Source organism: Pseudoalteromonas sp. T1lg23B, from assembly GCF_002964665.1.
Lineage (GTDB): Bacteria > Pseudomonadota > Gammaproteobacteria > Enterobacterales > Alteromonadaceae > Pseudoalteromonas.
Genome location: NZ_PQBZ01000042.1, coordinates 52,051 through 76,520, shown reverse-complemented (window position 1 = coordinate 76,520; position 24,470 = coordinate 52,051). Strand labels below are relative to the sequence as shown.

17 protein-coding genes and 1 pseudogene are annotated in these 24,470 nt (G+C 42.6%); 14 read left to right on the top strand and 4 right to left on the bottom strand.

The features are described 5' to 3' along the window. The first annotated feature begins 74 nt into the window (after positions 1-74). Complete coding sequence (locus C2M32_RS16930; RefSeq protein ID WP_105169504.1) at positions 75-3,191, top strand: DEAD/DEAH box helicase; 3,117 nt, start codon at positions 75-77, stop codon at positions 3,189-3,191. Positions 3,192-3,196: 5 nt separating this feature from the next. Here C2M32_RS16930 and C2M32_RS16925 read toward each other — a convergent pair whose 3' ends face one another. After that, positions 3,197-3,385 (bottom strand): hypothetical protein, encoded by a 189-nt coding sequence (locus tag C2M32_RS16925; RefSeq protein WP_105169503.1) that lies wholly within the window; start codon positions 3,383-3,385, stop codon positions 3,197-3,199. Between the two features lie 95 nt (positions 3,386-3,480). On the opposite strand from C2M32_RS16925, the gene C2M32_RS16920 reads away from it, so the two are divergent. The 3 genes from C2M32_RS16920 (at position 3,481) to rmuC (ending at position 5,883) form a co-directional block, all read left to right on the top strand. Beyond that, the gene (locus C2M32_RS16920; RefSeq protein WP_105169502.1) at positions 3,481-3,666 is read left to right on the top strand and encodes a hypothetical protein; all 186 of its coding nucleotides are present in this window, start codon (positions 3,481-3,483) and stop codon (positions 3,664-3,666) included. 26 nt (positions 3,667-3,692) lie between these two features. Further along, positions 3,693-4,379 (top strand): response regulator, encoded by a 687-nt coding sequence (locus C2M32_RS16915; protein WP_105169501.1) that lies wholly within the window; start codon positions 3,693-3,695, stop codon positions 4,377-4,379. 61 nt (positions 4,380-4,440) lie between these two features. Then, positions 4,441-5,883 carry a DNA recombination protein RmuC gene (gene rmuC / locus C2M32_RS16910; RefSeq protein WP_105169500.1) on the top strand — a complete coding sequence of 481 codons (1,443 nt, stop codon included), beginning with the start codon at positions 4,441-4,443 and terminating at the stop codon, positions 5,881-5,883. A 26-nt stretch (positions 5,884-5,909) separates the two neighbouring features. On the opposite strand, the gene C2M32_RS16905 is transcribed toward rmuC, so the two are convergent. Then, positions 5,910-6,407 carry a hypothetical protein gene (locus tag C2M32_RS16905; protein ID WP_105169499.1) on the bottom strand — a complete coding sequence of 166 codons (498 nt, stop codon included), beginning with the start codon at positions 6,405-6,407 and terminating at the stop codon, positions 5,910-5,912. Positions 6,408-7,655: 1,248 nt separating this feature from the next. After that, on the bottom strand, positions 7,656-9,260 hold the full coding sequence (locus tag C2M32_RS16900; RefSeq protein WP_105169498.1) for an isocitrate lyase: 1,605 nt from the start codon (positions 9,258-9,260) through the stop codon (positions 7,656-7,658). Positions 9,261-9,482: 222 nt separating this feature from the next. Here C2M32_RS16900 and C2M32_RS16895 point away from each other — a divergent pair. The 10 genes and pseudogenes from C2M32_RS16895 (at position 9,483) to C2M32_RS16850 (ending at position 22,156) form a co-directional block, all read left to right on the top strand. Next, positions 9,483-11,662, top strand: a pseudogene (locus C2M32_RS16895) (malate synthase G). Positions 11,663-11,786: 124 nt separating this feature from the next. Beyond that, positions 11,787-13,325 (top strand): amidase, encoded by a 1,539-nt coding sequence (locus C2M32_RS16890; RefSeq protein WP_105169497.1) that lies wholly within the window; start codon positions 11,787-11,789, stop codon positions 13,323-13,325. 71 nt (positions 13,326-13,396) lie between these two features. Further along, positions 13,397-13,927: a GNAT family N-acetyltransferase gene (locus C2M32_RS16885; protein WP_105169496.1), complete on the top strand. Its 531-nt coding sequence runs from the start codon at positions 13,397-13,399 to the stop codon at positions 13,925-13,927. Between the two features lie 98 nt (positions 13,928-14,025). Then, on the top strand, positions 14,026-16,008 hold the full coding sequence (locus C2M32_RS16880) for a S9 family peptidase (RefSeq protein ID WP_234401376.1): 1,983 nt from the start codon (positions 14,026-14,028) through the stop codon (positions 16,006-16,008). Positions 16,009-16,090: 82 nt separating this feature from the next. Beyond that, positions 16,091-16,984, top strand: a complete 894-nt coding sequence (locus C2M32_RS16875) for a transporter substrate-binding domain-containing protein (protein ID WP_105169494.1) — start codon at positions 16,091-16,093, stop codon at positions 16,982-16,984. 411 nt (positions 16,985-17,395) lie between these two features. Beyond that, positions 17,396-17,869, top strand: coding sequence for a DUF6438 domain-containing protein (locus tag C2M32_RS16870; protein WP_158678259.1), 474 nt, complete (start codon positions 17,396-17,398; stop codon positions 17,867-17,869). A gap of 129 nt (positions 17,870-17,998) precedes the next feature. Beyond that, positions 17,999-18,265 carry a hypothetical protein gene (locus C2M32_RS16865; protein WP_105169492.1) on the top strand — a complete coding sequence of 89 codons (267 nt, stop codon included), beginning with the start codon at positions 17,999-18,001 and terminating at the stop codon, positions 18,263-18,265. A 255-nt stretch (positions 18,266-18,520) separates the two neighbouring features. Next, a complete protein-coding gene (locus tag C2M32_RS16860) occupies positions 18,521-19,369 on the top strand; it encodes a hypothetical protein (protein WP_158678258.1) in 849 nt (282 codons plus the stop codon). A 202-nt stretch (positions 19,370-19,571) separates the two neighbouring features. Next, positions 19,572-20,543, top strand: a complete 972-nt coding sequence (locus C2M32_RS16855) for a hypothetical protein (RefSeq protein WP_105169490.1) — start codon at positions 19,572-19,574, stop codon at positions 20,541-20,543. Positions 20,544-20,584: 41 nt separating this feature from the next. After that, the gene (locus tag C2M32_RS16850) at positions 20,585-22,156 is read left to right on the top strand and encodes a hypothetical protein (RefSeq protein WP_105169489.1); all 1,572 of its coding nucleotides are present in this window, start codon (positions 20,585-20,587) and stop codon (positions 22,154-22,156) included. Between the two features lie 110 nt (positions 22,157-22,266). Here the strand turns inward: C2M32_RS16850 and C2M32_RS16845 are convergent, their stop codons facing one another. Then, on the bottom strand, positions 22,267-24,261 hold the full coding sequence (locus tag C2M32_RS16845; protein ID WP_105169488.1) for a beta-propeller domain-containing protein: 1,995 nt from the start codon (positions 24,259-24,261) through the stop codon (positions 22,267-22,269). Between the last annotated feature and the right edge of the window lie 209 nt (positions 24,262-24,470).

The following is a 24,470-nucleotide window of genomic DNA, read 5'->3' as shown; positions in this document are numbered from 1 at the left end:
TCTGTGTCTAGCCCTTTTGCTTGGGGTTGTGATCCCATATACTGGGCGGATTGGTAAAGTTTTGTGTCGTGCTGATGTCTACGCAGTTGTCTAAAGAACAGTTGCTTGCCTTGTTTGAAGAAATTAAACAAGAACAAGCAAATCAATTTCCACTTTCAGAACGCTTTTTGAAGCAGTATTTTAATGCTCAAATGCTGAGTAAAGCTAAAGAGTACCTTAAAGACTCTCAGATTAGTTTTCTTGAGCACAGCGAAGATTTTGCAAAAATAGATGCCCAAATTATCGGCAATTACGGCAATACATTCTCACAGCATATCACCATTGAAAACAACGCCAATGGAGTGCGTGTAGAAGCTCAGTGTACGTGTTCTAGTAATGCCAAATGTCGTCACATCGCGGCGGTACTGCTTAAACTAAAAATTGAGCATTCTGGCGGGTTTGGCGAAGCCTATCTAATCAACGACTGGTTTAATGAATTAGAGCAATTACAACTGGCTAAGCCTTCAGATATCAACAATGTTTTATTGTTTTCTTTGGAAGTTCATGGCAATGAGTTGCAAGTGATGCCAAAACTGAGCGCATTTCGACCTGACGGTCACTATCCTCTCGGTCGACCACTCACAGAGCAACAGATTAATAGTCAGTTACCTCCGCCAGGGGTATCGGACGATGATTTCAGATTGTTCACTTGGATCCGGTCTCAAAATTCACCGGGTCACTTTGAGTTAAGTGGTGCATGGGGATATGCGGCACTTCAGCAGTTGTTACATACTAATCGTTTATATTTTCAAAATAACCGAACGCCCTTGTCTTCAGCCCATCAACAAACCCTGAAGTTTGTTTGGCAGCAAGATAGCCAGTACGCGCAGCTTAAAGCGCATCTATCTAATACAGAGAATTGGTTGCTGTTGAAAACGGACCCTCCTTATTATTTGGATACCGAGCGTATGTTGGTTGGTCGTATAAGTTCAGAGCTCAGTAGCGTTGAGATAGCGCATTTGCTAACAATGCCATCGGTTCCGGCCGAGCAGCTTATACAAGTTTCTAAACGGTTCGCTGAACTATATTCAGATGATTTGATTGCAGCGCCTGCAGGTGTGGCTGCTACTGATGTATCCAGTCAGTCGGCCAATGGCAATCTGAAGAGTCGTTTGAGTGTGAGCCAATCGGGTGATTGCACTCGCCTCAAGCTTGCTTTAGATAATTCAAAGCAGTTATCAAAAAGTGAAGTGGTTAAACAGCAAAAACGTAGTGAGCAGTTACTTACTGGTTTGGGTCTGAATAACTTAGATGGACTATTTACTTTGCCTGTTGACAGTGAACAGGCTCAACATTGGTTCAATAATGAAGTTCGTCCGCAATTACTTAACAAAGGCTGGATTGTAGAAGAGCTAAGTGACACAAGCTTAGTGACTGAACCAAAAGTTTCTCTATCGATAAGACGCGATAGGCACCACCACATTCTTGGTAAAGTACAATTTGATGATAAAACCGTTTTGCTCGATTGGGATATGAAACCCCGCCTTGAGATAAACGAGTTAGCAAACCAATATCAGTATGTGAAAATAGCTGAGCAATCTTATGCGGTTCCAACAGCGACTTATGAGCAACTTATTAAGCTAAAAGAACGCTTTAGCTATTACCTTTCTAATAGCCAATTCAAGTTCCCACTATACTTTGCTAAAGACTTATTCAATTTAAAAGACATCGCAGTCAGTTGTGAAGACAAACGATTACTTGAATATTTAGATGAACTTAACCATCCCAAAGAAACGAGCAGCCTACTCCCCGCAAGTAAAAATAAGACGTTCACATTAAGGGACTACCAAGAGCAGGGTGTAAACTGGCTCAAGTTTCTAAATAGGCATCAGTTAGGTGGTATTTTGGCCGACGACATGGGCCTTGGCAAAACACTACAAGTGATAGCTTATTTTATAAACCAGCATAACACCTTAGTTAACATGCCTAGTCTAATAGTTTGTCCAACAAGTCTAGTGGGTAACTGGCAGAATGAGTTTGCACGTTTTGCTCCGCACCTAACGTTAACCACTATTCATGGCAGTAATCGTGAAGCTCAGTTAGAAGAAGTGCATAAAGCCCGCTTTATTCTTACCACCTATCCGCTTTTGAAACGCGATTTAGCGTACTACAAAGCGCTGGATTTTGACTCGATTGTGTTAGATGAAGCTCAGTATATTAAAAATGAGTCGGCGCAAATCTCAAAGTGTGTAAAGCAGCTGAAGGCACAATTTAAGCTGTGTTTGAGTGGCACACCAGTGGAGAACAATCTATTGGAGCTTAAGTCGTTATTAGACTTTGTTATGCCTGATATTTTGGGAACCCGTCAGCAGTTCAAACAATACTTTCAGTATCCTATTGAGAAAGAACAAGATAATGCGCGCGCTAAGGAATTACATTCTGTGATTGCGCCTTTTATCCTGCGCCGTACCAAAGCACAGGTTGTTCAGGAACTTCCGGCTAAAACTGAACTTGTCAAAGAGCTGGAGTTTTCCCCTAAACAAGCTCAACTGTATGCCAGTGTTCAGCAGCAGGTCGAAAGTAACTTATTAAATTTATTTAAAGAGCAAGGGGTTCAACGCAGCAAGTTGATGTTTTTGGACGCCCTTCTCAAACTACGACAAATCTGTTGTCACTCGCAGTTGGTTGACAAACATAGTGACGCCTCAAGCGCGAAACTAGACTGGCTTACACAGCATTTGCCTGTGATGCTAGAGCAAGGACGTCGAGTAATCATCTTTAGCCAGTTTACGACGGTACTGGATTTAATCGGTCAGCAATGCGCTACGCTTGAGTTACCTTATACGATGCTTACAGGGCAAACCAGACACAGAGATAAAGCCATACAGGCCTTTACAAGCGGCAAATGTAACGTGTTTTTAATCAGCCTGAAAGCGGGCGGAACTGGATTGAACTTAACGCAAGCTGATACGGTGATCCATTTTGATCCCTGGTGGAATCCTGCTGTAGAAAATCAGGCCACCGATCGAGCATACCGCATTGGTCAAGACAAGCCGGTGTTTGTATATAAACTGATAATGGCCAATTCGATAGAACAAAAAGTCTTTAATATGCAGGTTCAAAAGCAGGCATTAGTGGATGCATTGTTTGAAGATAAGACTATGAATTTGAATAAGTTTGATGAAGAGCAAATGTTGTCATTATTGCGCTGATAAAGTTAATTGATAAAAAGTGATTTTAATTTTGAACTAAATTTAAGAATGGGCAGTCTATCATTATGCTTGTTGGTAGCGATGAGCATTTGTTGATTTCCCCCCTTGATTACCATCTGTAATAAAGCCAGCGTAAGCTGGCTTTTTTGTTTCATATTACTTGGCATTTTTAGCTGTACTCTTCTAAATTCCATATTTACTCCACATTGTTAGAGTGAAATGTTCACACTGACGCTTTAACCCTACCAAGAGAGATGTTTGGTCAATTCAAATGAAAGGAAACACACCTATGTGTAGTGAAAATGCTTCTACACGACTGAATTTTATAGAACCACAGTCACCTTGTGATTATGATCTCTTAAATGAAGTAGCGCAAAGTGAGGATCTCAATGGTATTCTTACCATGATATTATTGGATGATACCTTGTCAGATTCGCTACGCCGAGAGGTTCTCAAGCAATTGAAAGCGAAGTAGAGTATTTATACAGCCAAAGAGGAACTATGCACCACATTTTAATTGTTGAGGATGACTTTGATATTGCAGAACAAGTTGTATTGTTTTTTAAAGCATCTGGGTTTCAAACCACTCATATTGCCGATGGCGCAAAGGTTGTGCCTTGGGTGAAAGACAATCATCCTGATGCCATTGTCATGGATATCATGTTACCCAATCAGGATGGCGTTGAGTGTATGAAACAAATTCGTCAGTTTTCCATGGTGCCGATTGTGATGGTGACGGCTAAAGTAACAGAAGCTGACAGACTCAAAGGATTAGAATTTGGTGCAGACGACTACGTGTGTAAGCCATTTAGTGCCGCAGAGCTTGTCATGCGTATCAAAGCCATTTTAAGACGTTGTACGCCAACTTTAGAAACCCAACAGAAGGTCGTTGTGGACGAATCACAATTGACTGTTACTATCTGTAACAAGTCGCTTTCTTTGACTAAAGTAGAGTTTGATATATTTGCTCTATTGTTTAACTCCCCTAGCCGAGTGTTCTCTCGTCAACAGATTTTAGACTTTATCCAACCGGATAACTTTGATATTTCAGACCGCGTGATTGACAGCCACATTAAGAATATCCGTAAAAAGGTAAAGCAATTGGGGTTTTCCGCCAAACTCATCGGCTCTGTGTATGGTGCTGGATATCGTTATGATGCACAACAATTGGAAGATGATACGAATTAAGTGCTTGTAATGACTCACTAAGGTATCATCAAGTATAAGACAGTTATCTTCGAGATAAAGTATGCTTGATGCCGTTATATCACAAATAAGTTGGTTACATGTTGTCTGTGCAAGCGCTGGCGCACTGCTTGCCTTTCCTTGGTACTTGATTCAGAGACAGCGACTTTCTTCTCAACTCGTAATTATCGAGCAGAATCTAGCGCAACAAGAGTCACAAAAGTCCATACTTGTGCAGCAACTCACTCAGTTACAAGCGGATAAATTACAATTACATGGTCATTGCGAGCAATACCAAGCGCGTTTATCTGAAAAGCAACTGCAGTCTGAGCAGTATCAACGATTGTGGCAACAAAGCGAGCAATCACTGGCGCAAAGCCGTGAACAGGCACATGGGCTAGAGATCGAATTGACAGATCTAAGAACCACTCTCGAACAGAAGCAACAGGCTTTTGAAGCACAAATCGCTCAGCTAGAAAAGTCTAAAGCGCTCCTAAAACAAGAATTTGAAAATATCGCAAACCAAATATTCGAAGAGAAAACCGCGCGTTTTAATATCCAAAGTCAAGAGCGTTTAAATCAGATCCTTCAACCGGTGCAAGGTGAATTGAAAGGCTTCAGAGATAAAATGGAAGCGATTCATAGTGAAGAGTTAAAACAAAGAGCATCGTTAAAAACCGAGCTGCTGCACTTACAGGCAAATAACAAGTCGATCACAGAACAAGCAGATAGACTCACCACCGCGTTACAAGGTCAGAAGAAAACTCAAGGTAATTGGGGTGAGTTAATGCTGGAAAATGTGCTTGATAGTGCGGGTTTAAGAGCTGGCTTTGATTACAAACGCGAAGTGTCGTTTACTACCGAACAAGGTAAGTTTCGTCCTGATGTTATTGTGTATTTACCGCAGCAGCGCCATCTTGTGATAGACGCGAAAACATCGCTTAATGCCTATACTCGCTATGTTAATGCAGACAACGCTGATCAAGCGCAAAGTGCATTGGTTGAACATTGTCAGGCTATCCAAGCAAGGATAAAAGAGTTAGGTGATAAATCATACGAGCGATTGCCTGGACTCAATTCTCCCGAAGTAGTGATTATGTTTATCCCCGTTGAGTCGGCTTTTGTGGAAGCAATAAAGCATAATCCTGGACTCTATCAGCAGGCTTTGGACATGAATGTATTGGTTGCCACCCCTACGACTTTGTTGACCAGTTTAAATATCGTAAAACAGTTATGGAAGTTTGAAGAACAGAGTAAGCATAGCCGAGAGCTTGCTCAACGGGCTGAAAAGTTTTACAACAAGCTCAATGCGTTTTTAAACAGTATGGATGGTGTTGGTAAACAATTAGACAAGGCAAAAGAGAGTTACGACAAAGCTTTTGCTCAGCTCTACAGTGGTAAGGGAAATTTGATCAAGCAGGCTTCTGAATTCAAGGAATTGGGAGTTTCTGTTACTAAGTCACTACCAAATGAAATTACAGAGAAAGCGCGTCTAGAATTAGAATAGTGTTAACCCCCTTTACACTGGCAACTTTAGCCAGTGTAACGAGTATTGGGGTTATCACATTGTGCGTACGTACCATTGCGCGGTTTACCGACAAATAGATTAATATACAGGTTATAATGATTAACATCGTGCCATATACGGTTGTTGGACGATGGACATATTGAACCTTTTATATATTGAGCCAGCTGTTGTTCATTCATCGCTATTTTTGTAGGTATTTTGATTAAAATATTAATGTCTGAACTGGTAAATTCAGCATCATAAAAGTGCCAATTACCCATGATGAATTGTTTCGAGAAATGACGAGCAATTCTTTGTTTTTGCTCTGTCTTTAACACGGGTATGTTACTTTTGTTGGTGCTATCAAAAATCATTGACCACAGCATTGCAAAGGCTACGAATCCAAAAAACAATGCTAAAACGGCCGTAACATTGTTTCTTTTATTCTTTGCTGCTTGTTTCTTCTTCGAGCGTGACTCTACAATTTTTGCCCAATCGCCATGTTTGATGGTGGGTTGTGTCATTTAATCTTCCTCCGTCTATGGCGATTATTAGACACAAAAAATGTGTAAGAAAAATGGAGTAAAAAAGGATTAGATCAAAAGATTACTGAAATATAACTTTTTAGTCTTAATTAATATAAAAGGTTGGTTTTATTTTTGTTTTGCAGTTAAAAAGTACTGGCCCTGCCTAGGGCTCACGTTATCTTATTGGGGTGTTACAAACATCATCTATATAAAACATTACTACGCTTGAGCATAGAGAGCTGTGCTTGTCGCTTCGAGTATTTCACCTCAAGTTAGTAATAATCTGATCCATATGCTGGCACTGTATATTGATACTGAGCTGACACAAAGGCGCTATCTACATCAAAATGAATGGTCGTCATTTTTCGGGCCATACGAGTTTACTACCCTATCAATCTACTCGTCCAATCAATTAATGAATTGCTTTAGCTTCTCTGATTTGAAGTAAAAGTGCGTGCTCAACCTATATTGTGTTCTTTTACCGTGGGCTATTAAACGGGTTCTTACTTAGCGTAACACTCAGTTATACGAGGTGACAGATCATGAATTTACTAACTTAAGCAATAACGAAAACCGACAGCAATATGCCGAGTGATAAGTATCGACATATATTAATTTTATTTAAATTCAGTAAGTTATGTGATTTTCACTAAGCGCAGCCAAAAAGGAAGCTTACCAATGTCGGCACAGCAGGATGTGTACTTTGTGGTCTGCTAAACGTTTTGGTCATAACCGTTTTATGATACGTTGAGCTTGGATGGCCTTCATTATTTTTACGATGTAGTAGATAAAAAAATATAAAACGTGCTATTTTTACTGATTTAGATTGGCAATGTACTGGCTTGTATAAGGTTGTATTAAAAACTGTAAAGGGGGTTTACAAATTGAATATTTTTCAATAATGGTGTTTGCTAACATTATTAATCAATGAGTTAGTAAAATTTCGGTTTGCCCGCAAATGAGTTGGTAAAAACTTGGTTTATTTGCACAGCAAGTTAGTAAAATAGTGTTCCAATACGGTGTAGCTTAGTAAAATTTTGCTCTGGAAATGGGCAAAAACATGCTCAATATTTGAAGAAGTTTGATAATGAACCTGTTTTCCTCAGATTTTAGCGACGCAACGATAGCTATCCCACTAGGTTCGGTGCCGTCGGTATGATTTGGTAAAATACTGATCCAAAAACCTTAAAGCCATTAAAAAAGGGGCCGATAGACCCCTGAGTTAAGGAACAACCTCGGTTGGTTTTAGAATTGGTTCATGGTGTTCGCTTCTCCACCCGCTTTTAGAGCGTTTTCCCCAGAAAAGTATTCTTTATGTGTATCGCCAATATTAGAACCCGCAAGATCCTGATGCTTAACGGATGCTTGTTCACGGCGAATTTCTTGTCGTTGTACATCGCGTACATAAGCGAGCATACCTAAATCACCAAAGTAACCTTCAGCCAGAATATCAGTACTTAAAGCTGCGGTGTGATAGGTTGGCAAAGTAATTAGATGGTGGAAGATCCCCGCTTCTCGCGCCCCATCGCGTTGGAAATTTTGTACTAGGATATCTGCGGCTGTTGCTAGCTCTGAATCATCCAGTTGCGGATCCATCAGCGCTTTCGCATCTTGGCTTGGATCTGGGTATTGAGATAGATCTTTCCCTTCTTGTTGCCACTGAGCATACACTTGCTCACGGAATTTCAATGTCCAGTTAAACGAAGGCGAGTTGTTGTATACCAGTTTGGCATTGGGAACCTGCTCTTTTACTCGATTGACCAATTCTGCAATTTGTTGAACGTTTGGTTTTTCTGTTTCAATCCAAAGTAAATCAGCACCTGATTGCAAGCTGGTAACACAATCTAATACTACGCGATCTTTTTCTGTGCCCGCTCTGAATTGATACAAACCGTTATCTAAGCGAACAGGTTTGCGCAATTGACCATCAAGTTTAATGGCCATTTCGCCATCTTGAAGGTCGTCAGCACTGTTAACCGGAGTGGTGTCTAAAAATGCGGTATATTGGCTGGCTAAATCGCCCGGTGCTTTCGACACAGGTACTTTTTGTGTCAGGCTGGCACCTAACGAGTCTGTACGCGCTACGATGATACCGTCTTCTACACCCAGCTCTAAGAATGCGTAACGGACAGCGTTAATTTTAGCGAGGAAGTCTTCATGAGGAACGGTTACCTTACCAGCCTGATGACCACATTGTTTGGCATCTGATACTTGGTTTTCGATTTGAATCGCACATGCACCCGCTTCAATCATCTTTTTAGCCAGAAGGTAGGTTGCTTCTTCGTTACCAAAGCCCGCATCGATATCAGCAATGATGGGAACAACATGAGTTTCAAAGTTATCAATTTTTTCAACAATTGCGCTGCTATCCAAACCTTTAGCATTTGCTTCATCTAACTCGCGATACAGGTGATCTAATTCACGAGCGTCTGCTTGTTTCAAAAATGTGTAGATTTCCTCGATTAATTTAGGCACCGAAGTTTTCTCATGCATGCTTTGATCTGGCAAAGGGCCAAACTCTGAGCGTAATGCTGCGACCATCCAACCGCTCAGGTAAACATATGAGCGCTTGGTTGTTTTCTGATGTCTCTTGATTGCCATCATCATTTGCTGAGCAGTAAAGCCATGCCAGCAACCTAGTGATTGCGTGTACTGACTGCTATCTTGATCGTAAGCGCTCATGTCTGCTCGCATTACTTTGGCGGTATATTTGGCAATATCCAATCCCGTTTTAAAGCGGTTTTGCAAGTTCATTCTACTTGCAAATTCAGGACTGATTGACTGCCAAGTTTTACCTTGTGTTTGGCAAAGGGTAGCGAACTTATCTAGCTGTGATTGATAACGAGTCATAATTAAATTCCTTCGAACGGGTTAAATATTTTTTAGTTGTGAGAGTTGCGCACTGGTCTAGCCACTGGCGCTTAATTACACACTAGGCCCGAAATCTAGATTTTTTAAATTTATAGTTGTTATTGTGAGTATATTTTTGGTGAATGTATTTTGGGGTTTGTTTTGTGCTCAAATGCGATATGGTTATTTAAACCCGTTCAAAATCGACTTAGGATCACCGTTATGCATGCGAGCGTACAAGAGGCTGGATTGACTATCGATCAATGCCTATATGACTTTGTAAATCAACAGGCTCTGCCTGGCACAGGGATTACTGAGCAAGCCTTTTGGCAAGGCTTTGCCTGTATTATCGATACACTCTCACCTTTGAATAAAGCTTTGCTCAGTAAAAGAGATTTGTTACAGCAGCAGATTGATACCTTTCATCAGCAACACCCTGAGTGGGACGCAGTTCAATATCGGACATTTTTAGAAAACATCGGTTATTTACATAGCGAACCTGAGGATGTCTGCATTGATACACACAGTGTAGAGCCTGAGATAGCATTAGCCGCTGCGCCTCAGTTGGTGGTACCGGTCAGTAACGCCAGGTTTGCCTTAAACGCCGCCAATGCACGTTGGGGCTCACTTTACGATGCTTTGTATGGCACCGATTTACTGCCTGAAGACGATGGTGCAGAAAAGACACTCGCTTATAATCCTGTTCGCGGCTTTAAAGTGATGGCCTATGCGCGCCAATTTCTGGACAAGGCCTTGCCCCTTGCAAGTGGTTCACATATTGAAAGCAGTGGCTACGCGGTGTTAGACGGTAAATTAGTGGTGACGCTGAATGATTCAACACAAGTAGCGTTGGCGTCAGAGGAACAATTTGTGGGTTATCAGGGACAGCCTCAAAATCCAACCGCTATTTTACTCAAACATCATGATTTACATATAGAAATTCAAATTGATCCGCACAGCACTGTCGGGCAAGCTGATAAAGCAGGGATCAAAGATGTCCTACTAGAATCAGCGCTGACTACCATTATGGATTGTGAAGATTCAGTTGCGGCTGTGGATGCACAAGACAAAGTGCAGGTGTATCAAAACTGGTTAGGGCTGATGCAAGGCACATTGTCTGAAACGTTTTCTAAACAAGGACAATCGATTACTCGGCGCTTAAATGAGGACCGACACTATCTAAGTAAACAGGGTGAGCGAATAACGCTTAAAGGCCGCAGTATGATGTTTGTACGCAATGTTGGCCACCTAATGCGCAACCCCGCGATACTCGATAAACATGGAGAACAGGTATTTGAAGGGATCATGGATGCTGTGATCACCTCGTTGTGTGCTTTACACGACCTTCAAGGTAATAGCCCGGTTCATAATTCAAGCGCGCAAAGCATCAACATTGTTAAGCCAAAAATGCATGGCCCTGAAGAAGTTGCCTTCACCGAGCAATTATTTAGTGAAGTTGAAGCGCTGTTACGACTACCACCCAACACCATAAAGTTGGGCATAATGGACGAAGAACGCAGAACATCAGTGAACTTGAAGGCCTGTATCGCGCAAGCAAAATCACGAGTGGTGTTTATCAATACTGGATTTTTAGACCGCACTGGCGATGAAATTCATACCTCAATGCAGGCGGGTCCAGTCTTACCAAAAGCGCAGATAAAATCACAACCTTGGATCGCAGCATATGAAGATCGCAACGTTGATATCGGTCTTGCGTGTGGGTTCAGTGGTAAGGCACAAATGGCAAAGGGATGTGGCCGATGCCAGACAAAATGGCATTGATGATGGAGCAAAAGATCGCGCATCCTGAAGCGGGTGCCAACACGGCTTGGGTGCCCTCTCCCACTGCTGCAACGCTACATGCGATGCACTATCACTTTGTTGATGTATTTGCGAAACAGCGTGAGCTAATGAGTCGCCAACAGGCTTCGTTGCAAGACTTGCTGACCCCGCCTTTATTGCTAGATACCTCACTCAGTAAAGAAGATATTCAAGCCGAGCTGGATAACAATATTCAGGGTATTTTAGGATATGTAGTACGTTGGATAGACCAAGGTATAGGCTGCTCTAAGGTGCCTGATATTAATCATATAGGCTTGATGGAAGACAGAGCAACATTACGAATTTCAAGTCAGCATATTGCGAATTGGTTAAAGCATGGGATCTGTACGCCAGAGCAAGTAAAACAGACATTTGCCCGTATGGCGCATGTGGTAGACAGCCAAAATCAACATGATGAAAATTACCGCCCGATGGCGGTGGACGAGCAATCATTGGCTACGAATCTGGCATTTCAAGCCGCTCAAGATTTAGTGTTCAAAGGCGCACAGCAGCCTAATGGTTACACCGAACCATTGCTACATGAGTACCGCTTAAAATACAAAGCACAGGCTCAGAAATAATACTGAGCAATGTAAAAACAGACTGGCTCAAGCCGGTCTGTTTCTTTTATGGGCTCAATAATACTTGCCAAACATACCTTGTTCTATAACTATGGGTCATAAATGTCTTCGCTTTAGAGGTCCCATGTTTATTAGAAAGTATGTCAGTGGTGTTGCGGTTATCAGCTTATTAAGTCTAATAGGCGCAAAAGCATTGGCGCAGCAGCCAAATGTAAACCTCGAAGAATATAGCATTTCGAAATTACAGAAATTGGTTGATGAGCAGCAACTCAGTTATCAACAAATCACAGAGTATTACCTAGCACGCATAGCCCAGTTGGATGATGCGGGTCCTAAACTTAACGCCATCATTAGTGTCAATAAACACGCGATTGAGCTTGCCAAAGCAAAAGACTTAGCACACGCCAGTACTGATAAACACGGGCCCTTGTTCGGTATGCCCATCGTTGTAAAAGATAATATTGAAACCGCTGATGCAATGCCTAGTACAGCCGGCGCAGTCGCATTACAAAGTAATTACGCCAAGCAAGATGCGCAGTTAATAAGTCAGCTGAAAGCGGCTGGGGCAATCATTTTGGGCAAGGCCAATTTAAGTGAGTGGGCTAATTTCAAATCAACACAAAGCTCTAGTGGTTGGAGTGATGTGGGCGGACAAACTAAAAATCCATATGTATTAAATCGCACGCCTTGCGGCTCTAGTTCTGGCTCAGCCGTGGCGGTTGCCGCCAACTTAGCCGTGGGTGCGATTGGTACAGAGACGGATGGCTCGATCACCTGCCCTGCCGCTCACACTGCCATAGTGGGATTAAAACCCACCGTTGGTTTGGTTTTTGCCAACGGCGTGATCCCGCTGTCTCATTCACAGGACTCAGTTGGCCCGATGACCAGAACTGTCGCTGATGCAGCAGTACTGCTAGAGGTATTAACAGGCAGCCCACAAGGACACTATCAAAAGCATTTAGATGCTCAAGGTTTGCAAGGTAAGCGTATCGGGATTGCGCGTAATATCAGTGAGTTTAATAACGTCGCCAGCGACGCATTTACACAAGCAATTACAGTGCTACAGAGCCAAGGGGCGATTATCGTTGATAGTTTAACCTTGGAGTATCAAGAAGTGCTCAGTCAGGCTGAGTTTGATATTTTACTTTATGAATTTAAGCATGGCGTTAATCAGTACTTAGCAAATACGCCAGACTCGGTGTCAGTTAAGTCACTAACACAATTGATAGCCTTCAATGAGGCTTTAGCTGGGCAAAGTTTCGGTCAGGGCTTACTGGAAATGGCGAGTAAAAAAGGTAACTTAACCAGCGAAGCCTATCTAGCGGCTAAAAAGTTGGTAATAGAAAAAGCGCGGCAGCAAGGTATTGATAAACTGCTCGCTGAACATCGATTAGACGCGCTTGTAGCGCCTACCAATGGCCCAGCTTGGGTCATCGATACAGTAAATGGTGATCATTTTACTGGGTTAAGCTCTAGTCCTTCAGCAATTGCGGGCTATCCGATAATTACAGTGCCTATGTCTGAATATCGTGCGCTGCCTTTGGGGTTATCCTTTTTTAGTGGCGCTAATCAAGAAGGAAAGTTACTTGAGATAGGCTATGCATTTGAACAGGCAACCAAGGCTAGAAAATCACCACGTTTTATATCCAGCATTGATGATTGAAATGACTGTAAAGCCCCTTTACGGTTTGTGTTTAGAAGCCTGAAGTGTATGGGCGTGATAAGGAATTGAATATGATAGAAACCCCTAGGCTGGTGTTGAGATTGATGACAGAACAGGATTGGCCTCTGTTTCTAAAGCTGCATAGCGAAGAAAGCGTTATTCGCTGGGTCTCGGATGTTATGGAACAAGAGGATATTTTTGCAAAGTTTCAACAGCGATGTCATGAGCAAGGTGCTTGGTGTAAAGAACAAAAGCAGTGGTTAACTTTGGTGATTGAATGCAAAGAAACTGGAACGGCCATTGGGTTACATGGATTTTTCGCCATGTGGCACCCATACCGACAAGCTGAGATAGGGTTTATGATCTTGCCCGAATTTCAAGGAATGGGGTATGCGAAGGAGTCAACGGTAGCACTGATTAAGTTTACGCTATTGGAATGCGGCTTTCACAAACTCATAGCGACGGTTTCAGAGGGTAACGAGGCATCATTTGGGCTGTTAACCTCTTTAGGGTTTGAACATGAAGGTACACTAAAAGACAACTTCAAAATCGCGGGTAAATGGGTGAATGATCAAAAACTTGCATTGATCGCAAATAATTGACCTTAACTACCAGCTGGGTTGACACTAAGGACTCACTTTAAAAAAGGAATGGAGCTACGATGAAACACTGTGTATTTGCATTTGGTGTAAGCCTCGTTATGAGTAGTGCCTTTGCTGTCGAAAAGCCACTAGAATTGATAGACGTTTTTGACTTGGAATATGCTAACCAGATTGAGTTCAGTGATGATGGTAAGTTGGTATATTTTGTCCGCAATCGCATGGATATCAAAACAGACAAGAAAGTTAGTAATATTTGGTCTGTCGATGTTAAGAGCAAGCAACTTCAGCCTGTCACCAGTGGCGTGCATATTGATTATGCTCCAGTTCTTTCCCCTCAGGGTGATCGCTTAGCCTTTGTCTCGACTCGCGATGGCAGTAGCCAAATCTATGTTAAATGGTTAAATACCGGGGCCGTGGCGAAAATTAGTAACTTGACTCAATCGCCTCGAAATCTGACTTGGACACCGGATGGTAAACAAATAGTTTTTAGCCAGTTTGTCAGCGCGTCGGCGAAAACACCGGTCAGCGTCAGTGGTAAACCAAAGGGTGCAGATTGGGCAAAGCCACCAGTGTTTATTGATGATGTTTATTACCGTGCTGATGGCGCTGGGTATACAAAAGCCGGTTTTACCCATTTGTTTAGCATCGATGCAAATGGCGGAAATGCTCAGCAGTTAACGTCTGGGGAGTTTAATCATGGGGGTCGAGTCAGTTTTAGCCATGATGGTAAAACTCTGTACTTCTCTGCCAATCGCCACGCCGAGCATAAACTTAAGCCGACAAATACCGAGGTCTATGCCTTAGACATGAAGTCCTTACAGGTGAAAGCTATCACTGACCGCTTTGGTCCAGATAGATCTCCTACCATCTCACCTAATGGACGGTTTTTGGCTTATTTGGGGTATGACGATAAGCGTACCAACTACGAAAACGCAGATATCTATGTACTAGATCTACAAAACGACGAAACCCGAGTGTTGACTCAAGAGCTAGACCGTAGTGTGAGCCACATTCAGTGGGACGCGCAAAGTCGTGGTCTTTATTACAGCTATGACTCTCAAGGTCAGACCGTTGTCGCACACCAGCCCCTTAAAGGGCGCGCAAAAGTTATTACCCAAAAAGTGGGGAGCGTATCATTTGGCCGACCATATTCTGGCGGGGACTTTGATGTGAGTGCCAAAGGAGACGTTGCCTTTACGCTTGCAGACACACAAAGACCTGCTGATGTCGGATTGATACAAAGAGGGAAAACCGAACGGTTAACTCAACTCAACGAAGATGCGCTCGGTAACAAGGCGCTGGGTAAGGTTGAAGAGATCTGGGTTAAATCTAAACATGATCAGCTGGATATTCAAGGCTGGGTTGTTTACCCTCCCAACTTTGATAGCAGCAAAAAATATCCATTGGTGCTTGAGATCCATGGTGGCCCAGTAGCCAATTACGGCCCTCACTTTAGTGCAGAAGCACAACTCTTTGCCGCCAAAGGGAACGTCGTTTTATACATGAACCCAAGAGGCAGTGATTCTTACGGTAAGGCGTTTGCACAAACCATTCACCACAATTATCCCAGTCATGATTTTGATGATTTAATGACAGGAGTTGATGCATTGCTGGCGAAAGGATTTATTGATGAGCAGCGTTTGTTTGTTACTGGTGGTTCGGGTGGCGGTGTATTAACTGCTTGGATTGTTGGCCACACGGATAGATTTGCAGCCGCAGTGGTTGCCAAACCTGTGATCAACTGGTTTAGCTTTGTGTTAACCGCTGACTTTTATCCGTTTTTCACAGATTACTGGTTTCCTGGCAAACCGTGGGATCACACCGAACACTACATGAAACGCTCTCCCATAAGCTATGTGGGTAACGTTAAGACGCCGACTATGTTGCTAACGGGAGAGGCTGACTATCGCACCCCAATCTCGGAAACTGAGCAATATTATCAAGCGCTGAAACTACAAGGTGTAGACACGGCGATGGTACGTATTCCCGATGCGTCACATGGGATCACCGCGCGTCCGTCTAACCTAATGAACAAAGTTGCATATATCCAGTGGTGGTTTGATAAACATGGTAGTAACTAATTGACGGAGTTATAGCTCTTGATAAATGCCAGCCTCGTGCTGGCATTTTTATTATTTCTTGTCCTATGCTTAAAGGAATGGGTTGTTTTTATCGGTTGTTAATTTGTTCAAAGTTGTATTGTGCTTAAAGTGTTTATTAAGCAGTTTCTGGGTTGGTGCCGTTCAGTTGTATGTGGATGACGAGAAGGACTTTACAATTTATCAAGGGTTGAATCCTACGACCAACATCGCCAACAGTACCAATATATTAATCATTAATGCGCTTCCCTTGGGAAAAGTGTCGTTGGTCCCTGCGAGTTACCGCCGTGCAGTGAAAGCGATGCGTGACAGTAACCACGCAGTTTGTGTGCCAAATCGCGTGAAAACCAAAGAACGTTTACAAGAATTCTTGTTTAGCTACCCCGTTAGCATGTATCTAACTCGCAGGTTGTATCAGCATGCCTCAGAACCTCCTTTAACGCCGCAAGTACTCAATGATGATGCCGAGATCAAATCGTTATCGGCACTGTTCACATACTATAAATATGCCACCATCGTTTTTACGCCAACCATGTCTTATGGACCTTTTTTTGATGCCCAATTTGCGCAAGTAAGCGCGAGCAACAAAGTGTATCGTGCCGGTAGTAACCCTTATGACGATATGTATAACATGTTCAAGTCTAAAAGAGCTGACTTCTTGTTGGGTTACCCCGCTGAAGTGTATCGGCATTCGCAACATGAACCCGTCGCCTATCGAGCTTACAGCGTAGAAGATGCGCCCAGATACATAGTCGGTTATTGGATGTGTAACAACACCGAACAAAGCAAAGAGTTTTTGTCTATGTTCAACAAATTGATGATGGAGATATACCATAAAAGCGAATTCTATGACGCGCATTTGAAGTGGCTACCCGAACAAGACAAAAAGCTGACCCTAGGTTACTTGGAAGAGATAGTCCGTTTACTCACTTCCGATGAAACACCCGCAACACAATGAACGCATAAATGCAGTCGCACGTCTTTGATAATACTGTTTTAAAGACGAGGTTTAGGTTTAAGTTCGGGGATTGGTTTGAGCGAGCCGCGGACATTCAAAATCTAGACTTAAAAACAATCGACTCTCGTTATGTAATTTAAGCGGCTTCTCGTTAAAGCTTTCATAAACATTCAGGCTATTAATTTTCATACTGTTTTTGATGTGTGTTCTCATTCATGTAATTTTATTCATTCTCGATTAAGTAAATCCTCGGTTATAGGGCAGTCTAAACAATTGTAATTCCTTGTAGCTATGTGTAAGTTGTTAATAATTAGATTATTAAAAATCGTATTTTGATAATTCTGGCAATTGACATATTGAGTGTTAACAGGAATTCTCGGTAATGCGCTGTTATGTGCCAAGGGGAGTTTAGTGAAAAAATTGATAGTAATAATACTGATGGCCACTTTTAGTGCTTTGGCAAAGCAATCGCCACCAGATGCCTTCGTATTATCTAGAACTCCTTGTTACGGAACCTGCCCAGTGTTTCAAGTTGCAGTGTTTTCAGATGGAACAACTATTTTTTCTGGAGAAAGTAATGTCGACTCCGTGGGAGTTTATAAACTTCCAAATGATCCAGACTTGTTTCAGAAAATTGTAGAATTAACTGATCGGTATAGCTTTAACTCTTTTAGAGATAATTATGGTTGGTCAGAAAACGAAAAAGTTTGCAAAGAGCAATGGACCGATAATCCAAGCACCATTCTTAGTCTTCAGCTTGCTGGGCAGGTGAAATCGATCCATCACTATCATGGCTGTAGAGGTTTTGAACGAGAACAAGAACTCGAGCAATTAGAAAAACAATTAAATGAGTTGTTGAAGCTCAAAGATTACATTGGCACATAACAAGCGCCTCATGTTGCTCGTAAACTCGCTGGGACAAATTTTCGCGGGCTTTTCGCTTCGCTCAAGTTTAGCCCACTTAATTTGCCCCATAGGCGGGTGTTAGCCAACCAAACTAGAGAATCGTGAGCAATGGAATCAAGCATTCTGGAATCGCTACCAACTATACATGGAATTCTTACTGGTATAGAAACCGCATTTTTTTCTGGTTTTGCGATGTTTGCTTATCAAAAGCTTCAGGAAAGCAAAGATAATCTAGATAGTGTTCTGGCAGAGGTTGGTAATTTTAGTACCCCTAATACATATATTGGCGGGGCAGGTGGTAACAATCTAATTGCAGATGATGGTAGCGCGGTAGGTCGGTATAAGCGAAGCGCCATCCGACGATTTACCATGTAACGCTATGGGGGCGCATCTTACCTCTTGCTTGCCTTTATTTGAATGACGGCTTTTGATCTCACAATACATATACAACATTCAGGTTTATTCACCAAAGCTGGTAATTCATGTTAGGGCTTATGCATCTAAAGTTGTTTACTATCTCACACAACAAAAACGTACAATAACTACACAGTTTGTTGGTACATTTTGCACCTCATAGCTATGCTAACTATTGTTGCTTAAAATTCTTTGTTTGTGGTTATGCATGTTTCTGTGGCTTTATTATTACTTATTCTTTATCTGGACAATGCACGTGCTGTGCAGTTGTATGTTGATGATGAAGTAGATTTGCGTGTGTATCGGCGTGAAGTTCTTCCTTCCAATATTGGTAACAATACAAACTTTTTGATGCTTAGAGAATTAAAGCAAGGTCAGTTGACCTTATTACCTGCCAGCTATAAGCGATCTTTAAAAGCCATGCGCGAAAGTGATGATGCGGTATGTGTTGCAAACAGAATCAAAACCCCAGAGCGTATGCAGGAGTTTTTGTTTAGCTTACCGGTGAATATTTATCTTAGCCGCCGTTTATATCAACATGCCAGCGATGAACCATTAGACAAGCGAGTGCTCAATGAATACGGTGAGGTTAAATCCTTGTCACATTTATTCAGTCATTACCGTCACGCTTTGTTGGTCGTTGCACCAACCGTATCTTATGGGCCTTTCTTAGACCGCCAGCTTGAAAAAGTAAGTAATGAAAATAAGCTATTTCGTGATGGCAGTAACTATTACGATACCATGTATCATATGTTTCGAAAAAAACGTGCTGATTTTTTGTTGGGGTTTCCGGCGGAAATATATCGGCACCAGCAGCAGTTACCGACCCAATACAGAGTGTATGATATCGCCGATGCGCCGAAATACGTGATTGGCCACTGGATGTGCAACAATACGCTAAAAAGCAGTGAATTTTTGCAACTATTCGACAGGCATATCAGGCGCGTGTACCAAACTCGGGACTTCTACGATGCACATCTCAAATGGCTGCCTGAAACCGCACAACAAAAGACTAAAATTTATCTTGATGAAGTGCTGGGTAAATTAATGTCTCCAGCATTTTGAAGTGCCAGTGCTGCGCTATTATGCCGTGAATATAAAAAGTGTATCCCTACTGATGTAATATTCTAAATCTCATTATAAATTATGTATTTAATTGTAAGTACCTAAAATAACTTTATTTGTAACTTAATTGTAAATATCAATCCCTATATTAGCGCTCGGCTGCGCAGCCCTTCTATTCATAAACGTTAATACAGGAAAAATAATGAAAACTTTAACTTCAATGTGCTTTTCTGCGCTACTGGGCACATTAGCGATGTCATCAGCACAGGCTTCTTTGTATAAAGACCCCGGTTATGTAGAGCAAACGGCTCGCGTGGTAACAAAAAACCATGCGGTTGGTCGCACACATCAGTATCGAGATCAGCAAGGTTGGATGTTCGTTGACAGCGTTGCCAATGGCGCCACCAGCGGTTTTTATCAAGGGGGAAACTGGCTGAAGTTACATAACCGTAATTTCAAAATGGCGGTCGGCTTTGTGGAGTTCTCTTTCGATCCATCTAAGTTAGATTGTACACAGGGGATGAGTTTCAATCTGACTGTAGGTGATGATGCTGTGGCTGCGTTTGAGCCAAATTGCGATGACTTATTGGATGCCTCAGTAACTTATCCGGTCGAATATTATTTTGATCTGATCCCTGAGCCTTTCAAACCTAAAGTTGAATTGCCATTAGACCCACTTGGCTTGTTAAAGCTAGGGGTTAAATTTGGCGCAGGCATTGAAGCGGGTGCGGATTTCACGGTTGGCGGTGTGATAGGCGGTTATGGTAATGATGTGCCTTTTGAGGCCGATGGTGTGCGTCGTCCAGATTATATCTATGCGTCGGTTGAACCGTATGTGGGCGGTGTGGTTTCAAGCGCGGCGTATGGCTCATTTGGTCATGGTATTGCCGAGGCGGGTGTAAAAGGAAAATTAAGCCTGTTGAAAGTCAAAGGCAAGGGCTATGTTGAAGCGGGTATTCGACGCGTTGTTGTTGACGATGAAATACGTGAAGAAGGTTTCTTGGAGTTGAAAGTATCAGGAAAGCTTTCAGGCGGAGATGGCAAAATTCAAGGCTACTGCAAGAAACTGTGGGGTCTGTTGCAGTTTAACGTGGATATCATGAAATGGGATCCACTTTACGAGCGTGAAACCACATTCTACGAGTACGCTAGCCCTACTTGGCAGCAACTTTAATTTTTCACAGGCGGCCTTTGGCCGCCATTTTTGGAGTCGATATGAACATTAAAGTGCTTATAGTGGCGTTTTTGGCCGGTATGCTGGTGGTTGGGTACTTTTGGTTGCCTCAGGCGAGTGATCCTATTGAACAACGAGCTGGCGTACAACATGGGCCGCGTGGACCCGTCACACAGATGGAACAAGCATTGAGTTTGAAGGTACAAGTAGACTCTTCCATCGCGGGGGCGAATCAGGTGCTGTTGTCTCACTCAAAACTAAGTTGGCATATGCAGTTGCAACCACAAGCCGATGGACATGTTTGGCTTGGGCAACTAAGCGACATTCAATACACACAAGATGCCAAGGCGGTGCCACTGACTGAGCAATTGCCTTTTCGTGTTGTTCGTCAAAACAATCGTTTTGTACAGCTAGATTTGCTTGGCTTACCAGATGAGCATACGTTGCAAGTAGTCGGGCAAATAATGAATTTACTGAGTTATGATGTTAACCAGCCACTGACTTATAGCGATGCGTTTCGTCAGGTGCAGTATAGCTACCAACAAGCAGGTCGCGAGGTGACGCGCGCCATCATCAAGCAATCGTATTTTGATATGCAACATCAACCTAAAACAGAACAAGAAGATTGGCAGCTTTTGACGAGCCAGCAAGGCATGTTTGAACAGCTAAACTACAGTAACAAGAGAGTGTGGGCGCAGCAGCAACAGCACTACGTTGTTGAGCAAACGGTCTTGGTAAACACCGTACCGACTCCAAAAGTGACCTTGCTTGCTTCACACGCGAATGCCAATGCACACCTTAAAGTTGCAACCCTCACTGAAGCTAAGGTTCAGATAACTAACACAGAGACTTTGAACCAAGCGTTTGAAAAGCTCAAAGACTCGCTTTCGCCAGAGTTAGCCAAGGTGGTGGGAGCGTATCTGATTGACAACTATAACGCGTTTGAAATTCAAGCGTTATTGAGCACACAACCGCAGTTTAGCTCAGCAATTATCTATGCATTACAGAAACTACAAACCACAGAAGCTGAAGCGATGCTGGTGGACTTGTTGCAACTTGAGCAAACAGCTGAACTAGACAAACACAAAGTTGCCATGGCTTTGGGTCGTTTTGGTTCATCTAGTGAGCTGTCTCTACGCGCACTGCAATCAATAGCACAGCACTCAAGGCATCAGGTTGCCAATACGGCGTTATTGAGTATTGGGACTATGGCACACTTTTCACCTGAGCAAGCACACAATGTGGCCAGTTATCTGGAGCGTAATTTATCCGCACAGCAGAATTTGGCCATCACGGTATTAGCCATCGGCAACAGTAAAAACGACCATTTGCTCGCTCAGTTACCAGCGTTGTTACATGGCAGTGATGATGGGGCAAAGCTCAATAGTATCAAAGTGCTGAGTAAGCATATCCGTTATCAAGAAGAGGTTGTCAGTGCGATACTGAGCGCGCCACATCCTAAGTATGTTGCGGCGTTTACGCGTACGATTATGGAATCTGGTAAGCCGTTGAGTGCGGCAAGTTTAGTCAAATTGAAACAGCTACAACACACCACCGACAATCCAGTAGTTAGAAATAAGCTGGCTGAACTATTAAGTGCTCAGCCAACTTAGAATCCACTCTGTGCGAATCCACTTAGTGGCAATTCTTTCGTGTTGAATAAGTCGTTAAACTGGTATCAGCTAGCTTCAACAAAGGGATGAAGGGCTGATACCTATTTTATTTAAAGAGGGCCGTTATTAACCTCTGGAGTTTGCCAATCACTTTGCCAAATATAATTACCATGAATGTAATAGAGGTCATCTAGGTGGATGATTGCGCGATCCTCTCCTGACCAGATATAGGGCACATCGCTGGCATCTGAGTAGCTAACGGTGCTGCCCCCGATGTAGTTTAACTGCATGGTATTAGTATCGACCTCGAACGCTGCCAGCATATTTTCTCTGTTCCACATGGTTTGCGAGGTGTTTTCTACATGCCAAGACTCTATAGGTAAGGTAAAACGAAATAGGCCATTATTCATCGCGAGCACATTAAACGCGTGATAATCATTCTCGGCGGCAGTATATCCATCTTGGAAAACATGCTCGCTGAGTTGCTGTGGATTGGTCATGTCGCTGATGTCGAATAGACTTACTTTTGCGCCTTGTCCTATTACAGGCAGGTCTTGATCGATTTGCTCCACATGTTGGCCAACACCAAGCAATAAGTTTTCGTTTATAGGGTGTAAGTAAGCTGAGTAGCCAGGGATTTCTAATGCCCCTGCTATTTTCGGCATTTGCATGTTTGATAGGTCTATGACATAGAGTGGGTCAACTTGTCTAAAGGTCACTACAAAAGCGCGGTTATCTGTAAAGCGCACCGCATAGATATCTTCATCAACAATGCCATCGCCGTTGACCTTACCCAGCGGAGTTGGAAAACTCTCATTGGGAAGTTCGCTGGTTACAACCAGTGACTGGCCTTGTTGCTCTAGCACCCTGAGTTTGTGCTGATACCCATTGGTATTGTCACCATTTGAGGTTACCACACGTAAGTACTGGCCTAACTCGCTGAAACGCAAGTTCTCATTTCTCCAGCCAAAATGTCCAGACACCTCGCCCGTTGCGACATAATTTAGCGCACTATCAGTTAAATCAAATTTATGGATAACTGAGTTTAAGTCATTTTCTGAATAATTCGTTGCAAAGGTATAGAGTGTGTTTGATGACGCGTATAGCCCATCAACCTGTGTGTTGACACAAATAGCGCTGCGCTGAGTGGGGTCTGATAATGAAACCTTTGTAATGGTCATGATGGCGTTGAAACCATCTAGTTCTGTAGCATCATTATTGATGTAACAATCATTGGTATTAAACAGCAATGCTGACTCGCCAGTGCTCACATTCTTAATTTTTGGCAGCAACTGATTAATGTGCTCTTTTTGTATCGCTTGATAGTCTTTAAGCTTACTCTGCTGCGTGTCGTCTGTACCCGTAAAGCCTTCAAACTGTGGATAGTAATTACTGACTAGATACAGGTGATTGTCTATTACCCTACTGTCAATCAGGATCCCTTCGATAGTGTAATGGGCCTTTACAGTAACCTGTTCAGGTGTCGTCACATCCATCATACTGAATTCAAACTGGTTGGTGGTGGGGGCTGGAAATGTGCTCTCAGCTATGCCGCCTGTCGCTGCAGGCTCCGCAATACCAAACCAGCCATTATCATGGCTTAGCACAGTGAGGGTATTGTCTGTTAAGTAAAGACGCTGCTTTTGATAGGCGGTTTCAGTGCTAGTGACATCATTTACTTGTGTCAGGTTGCCCTCGGTATCTCGTTTCATAATGCGAACAAACTGACGATATTGCTCAGAAGCTTGCAAGCTTTGGGCGCTGTTAGCAGCAACATACATGTATTGACCATCGTATTTTACTCTATCGGCTTCATCAACCCCCTGCTCTTGCTGATTTGTAACCGAGAAATCTCCAGTGGTAGTTGGGCTATCGGTCTCTAAGCTATCCGGATACAGGAATGCTCTATAACGGTTCATAAACAAACCATTTTTTAAATGGTTAGAAAACTGCTCCGAACTCGCTTTGGTAAGCGGGCTGGTTGATACTTTAATATCATTCAATTTGGGTATCGTTGTGGGATTATCATTTGAGTTTTCATTGTCACTCGAACATGCGCTCAGTAACACCGTAACCCCAACGGCGAGTAATCTTGGGTAAAACATTTTATATCTCCTTCTATAAATGAGTCAGTACTTAATGTACAAAATCCCACCAGATTAACTGTTACCTTTAAACAGTGAATTGTTATTAAGTGTTACCCTAGATAGCAAATTGCAAATACAATGGTAAATTAGCAATAGTGAATGATTTTACCAAATGTAGGTTAGGTGACATCTAGCAAAAAGACCACAACAACTAAACAGAGGAGGTA

Bases quoted from the DNA above. Each gene is read 5' to 3' on its own strand.
- C2M32_RS16930 (WP_105169504.1), top strand. From the start codon at position 75: ATGTCTACGCAGTTGTCTAAAGAACAGTTGCTTGCCTTGTTTGAAGAA.
- C2M32_RS16925 (WP_105169503.1), bottom strand. From the start codon at position 3,385: ATGGAATTTAGAAGAGTACAGCTAAAAATGCCAAGTAATATGAAACAA.
- C2M32_RS16920 (WP_105169502.1), top strand. From the start codon at position 3,481: ATGTGTAGTGAAAATGCTTCTACACGACTGAATTTTATAGAACCACAG.
- C2M32_RS16915 (WP_105169501.1), top strand. From the start codon at position 3,693: ATGCACCACATTTTAATTGTTGAGGATGACTTTGATATTGCAGAACAA.
- rmuC (WP_105169500.1), top strand. From the start codon at position 4,441: ATGCTTGATGCCGTTATATCACAAATAAGTTGGTTACATGTTGTCTGT.
- C2M32_RS16905 (WP_105169499.1), bottom strand. From the start codon at position 6,407: ATGACACAACCCACCATCAAACATGGCGATTGGGCAAAAATTGTAGAG.
- C2M32_RS16900 (WP_105169498.1), bottom strand. From the start codon at position 9,260: ATGACTCGTTATCAATCACAGCTAGATAAGTTCGCTACCCTTTGCCAA.
- C2M32_RS16890 (WP_105169497.1), top strand. From the start codon at position 11,787: ATGTTTATTAGAAAGTATGTCAGTGGTGTTGCGGTTATCAGCTTATTA.
- C2M32_RS16885 (WP_105169496.1), top strand. From the start codon at position 13,397: ATGATAGAAACCCCTAGGCTGGTGTTGAGATTGATGACAGAACAGGAT.
- C2M32_RS16880 (WP_234401376.1), top strand. From the start codon at position 14,026: ATGAGTAGTGCCTTTGCTGTCGAAAAGCCACTAGAATTGATAGACGTT.
- C2M32_RS16865 (WP_105169492.1), top strand. From the start codon at position 17,999: ATGGAATCAAGCATTCTGGAATCGCTACCAACTATACATGGAATTCTT.
- C2M32_RS16855 (WP_105169490.1), top strand. From the start codon at position 19,572: ATGAAAACTTTAACTTCAATGTGCTTTTCTGCGCTACTGGGCACATTA.
- C2M32_RS16850 (WP_105169489.1), top strand. From the start codon at position 20,585: ATGAACATTAAAGTGCTTATAGTGGCGTTTTTGGCCGGTATGCTGGTG.
- C2M32_RS16845 (WP_105169488.1), bottom strand. From the start codon at position 24,261: ATGTTTTACCCAAGATTACTCGCCGTTGGGGTTACGGTGTTACTGAGC.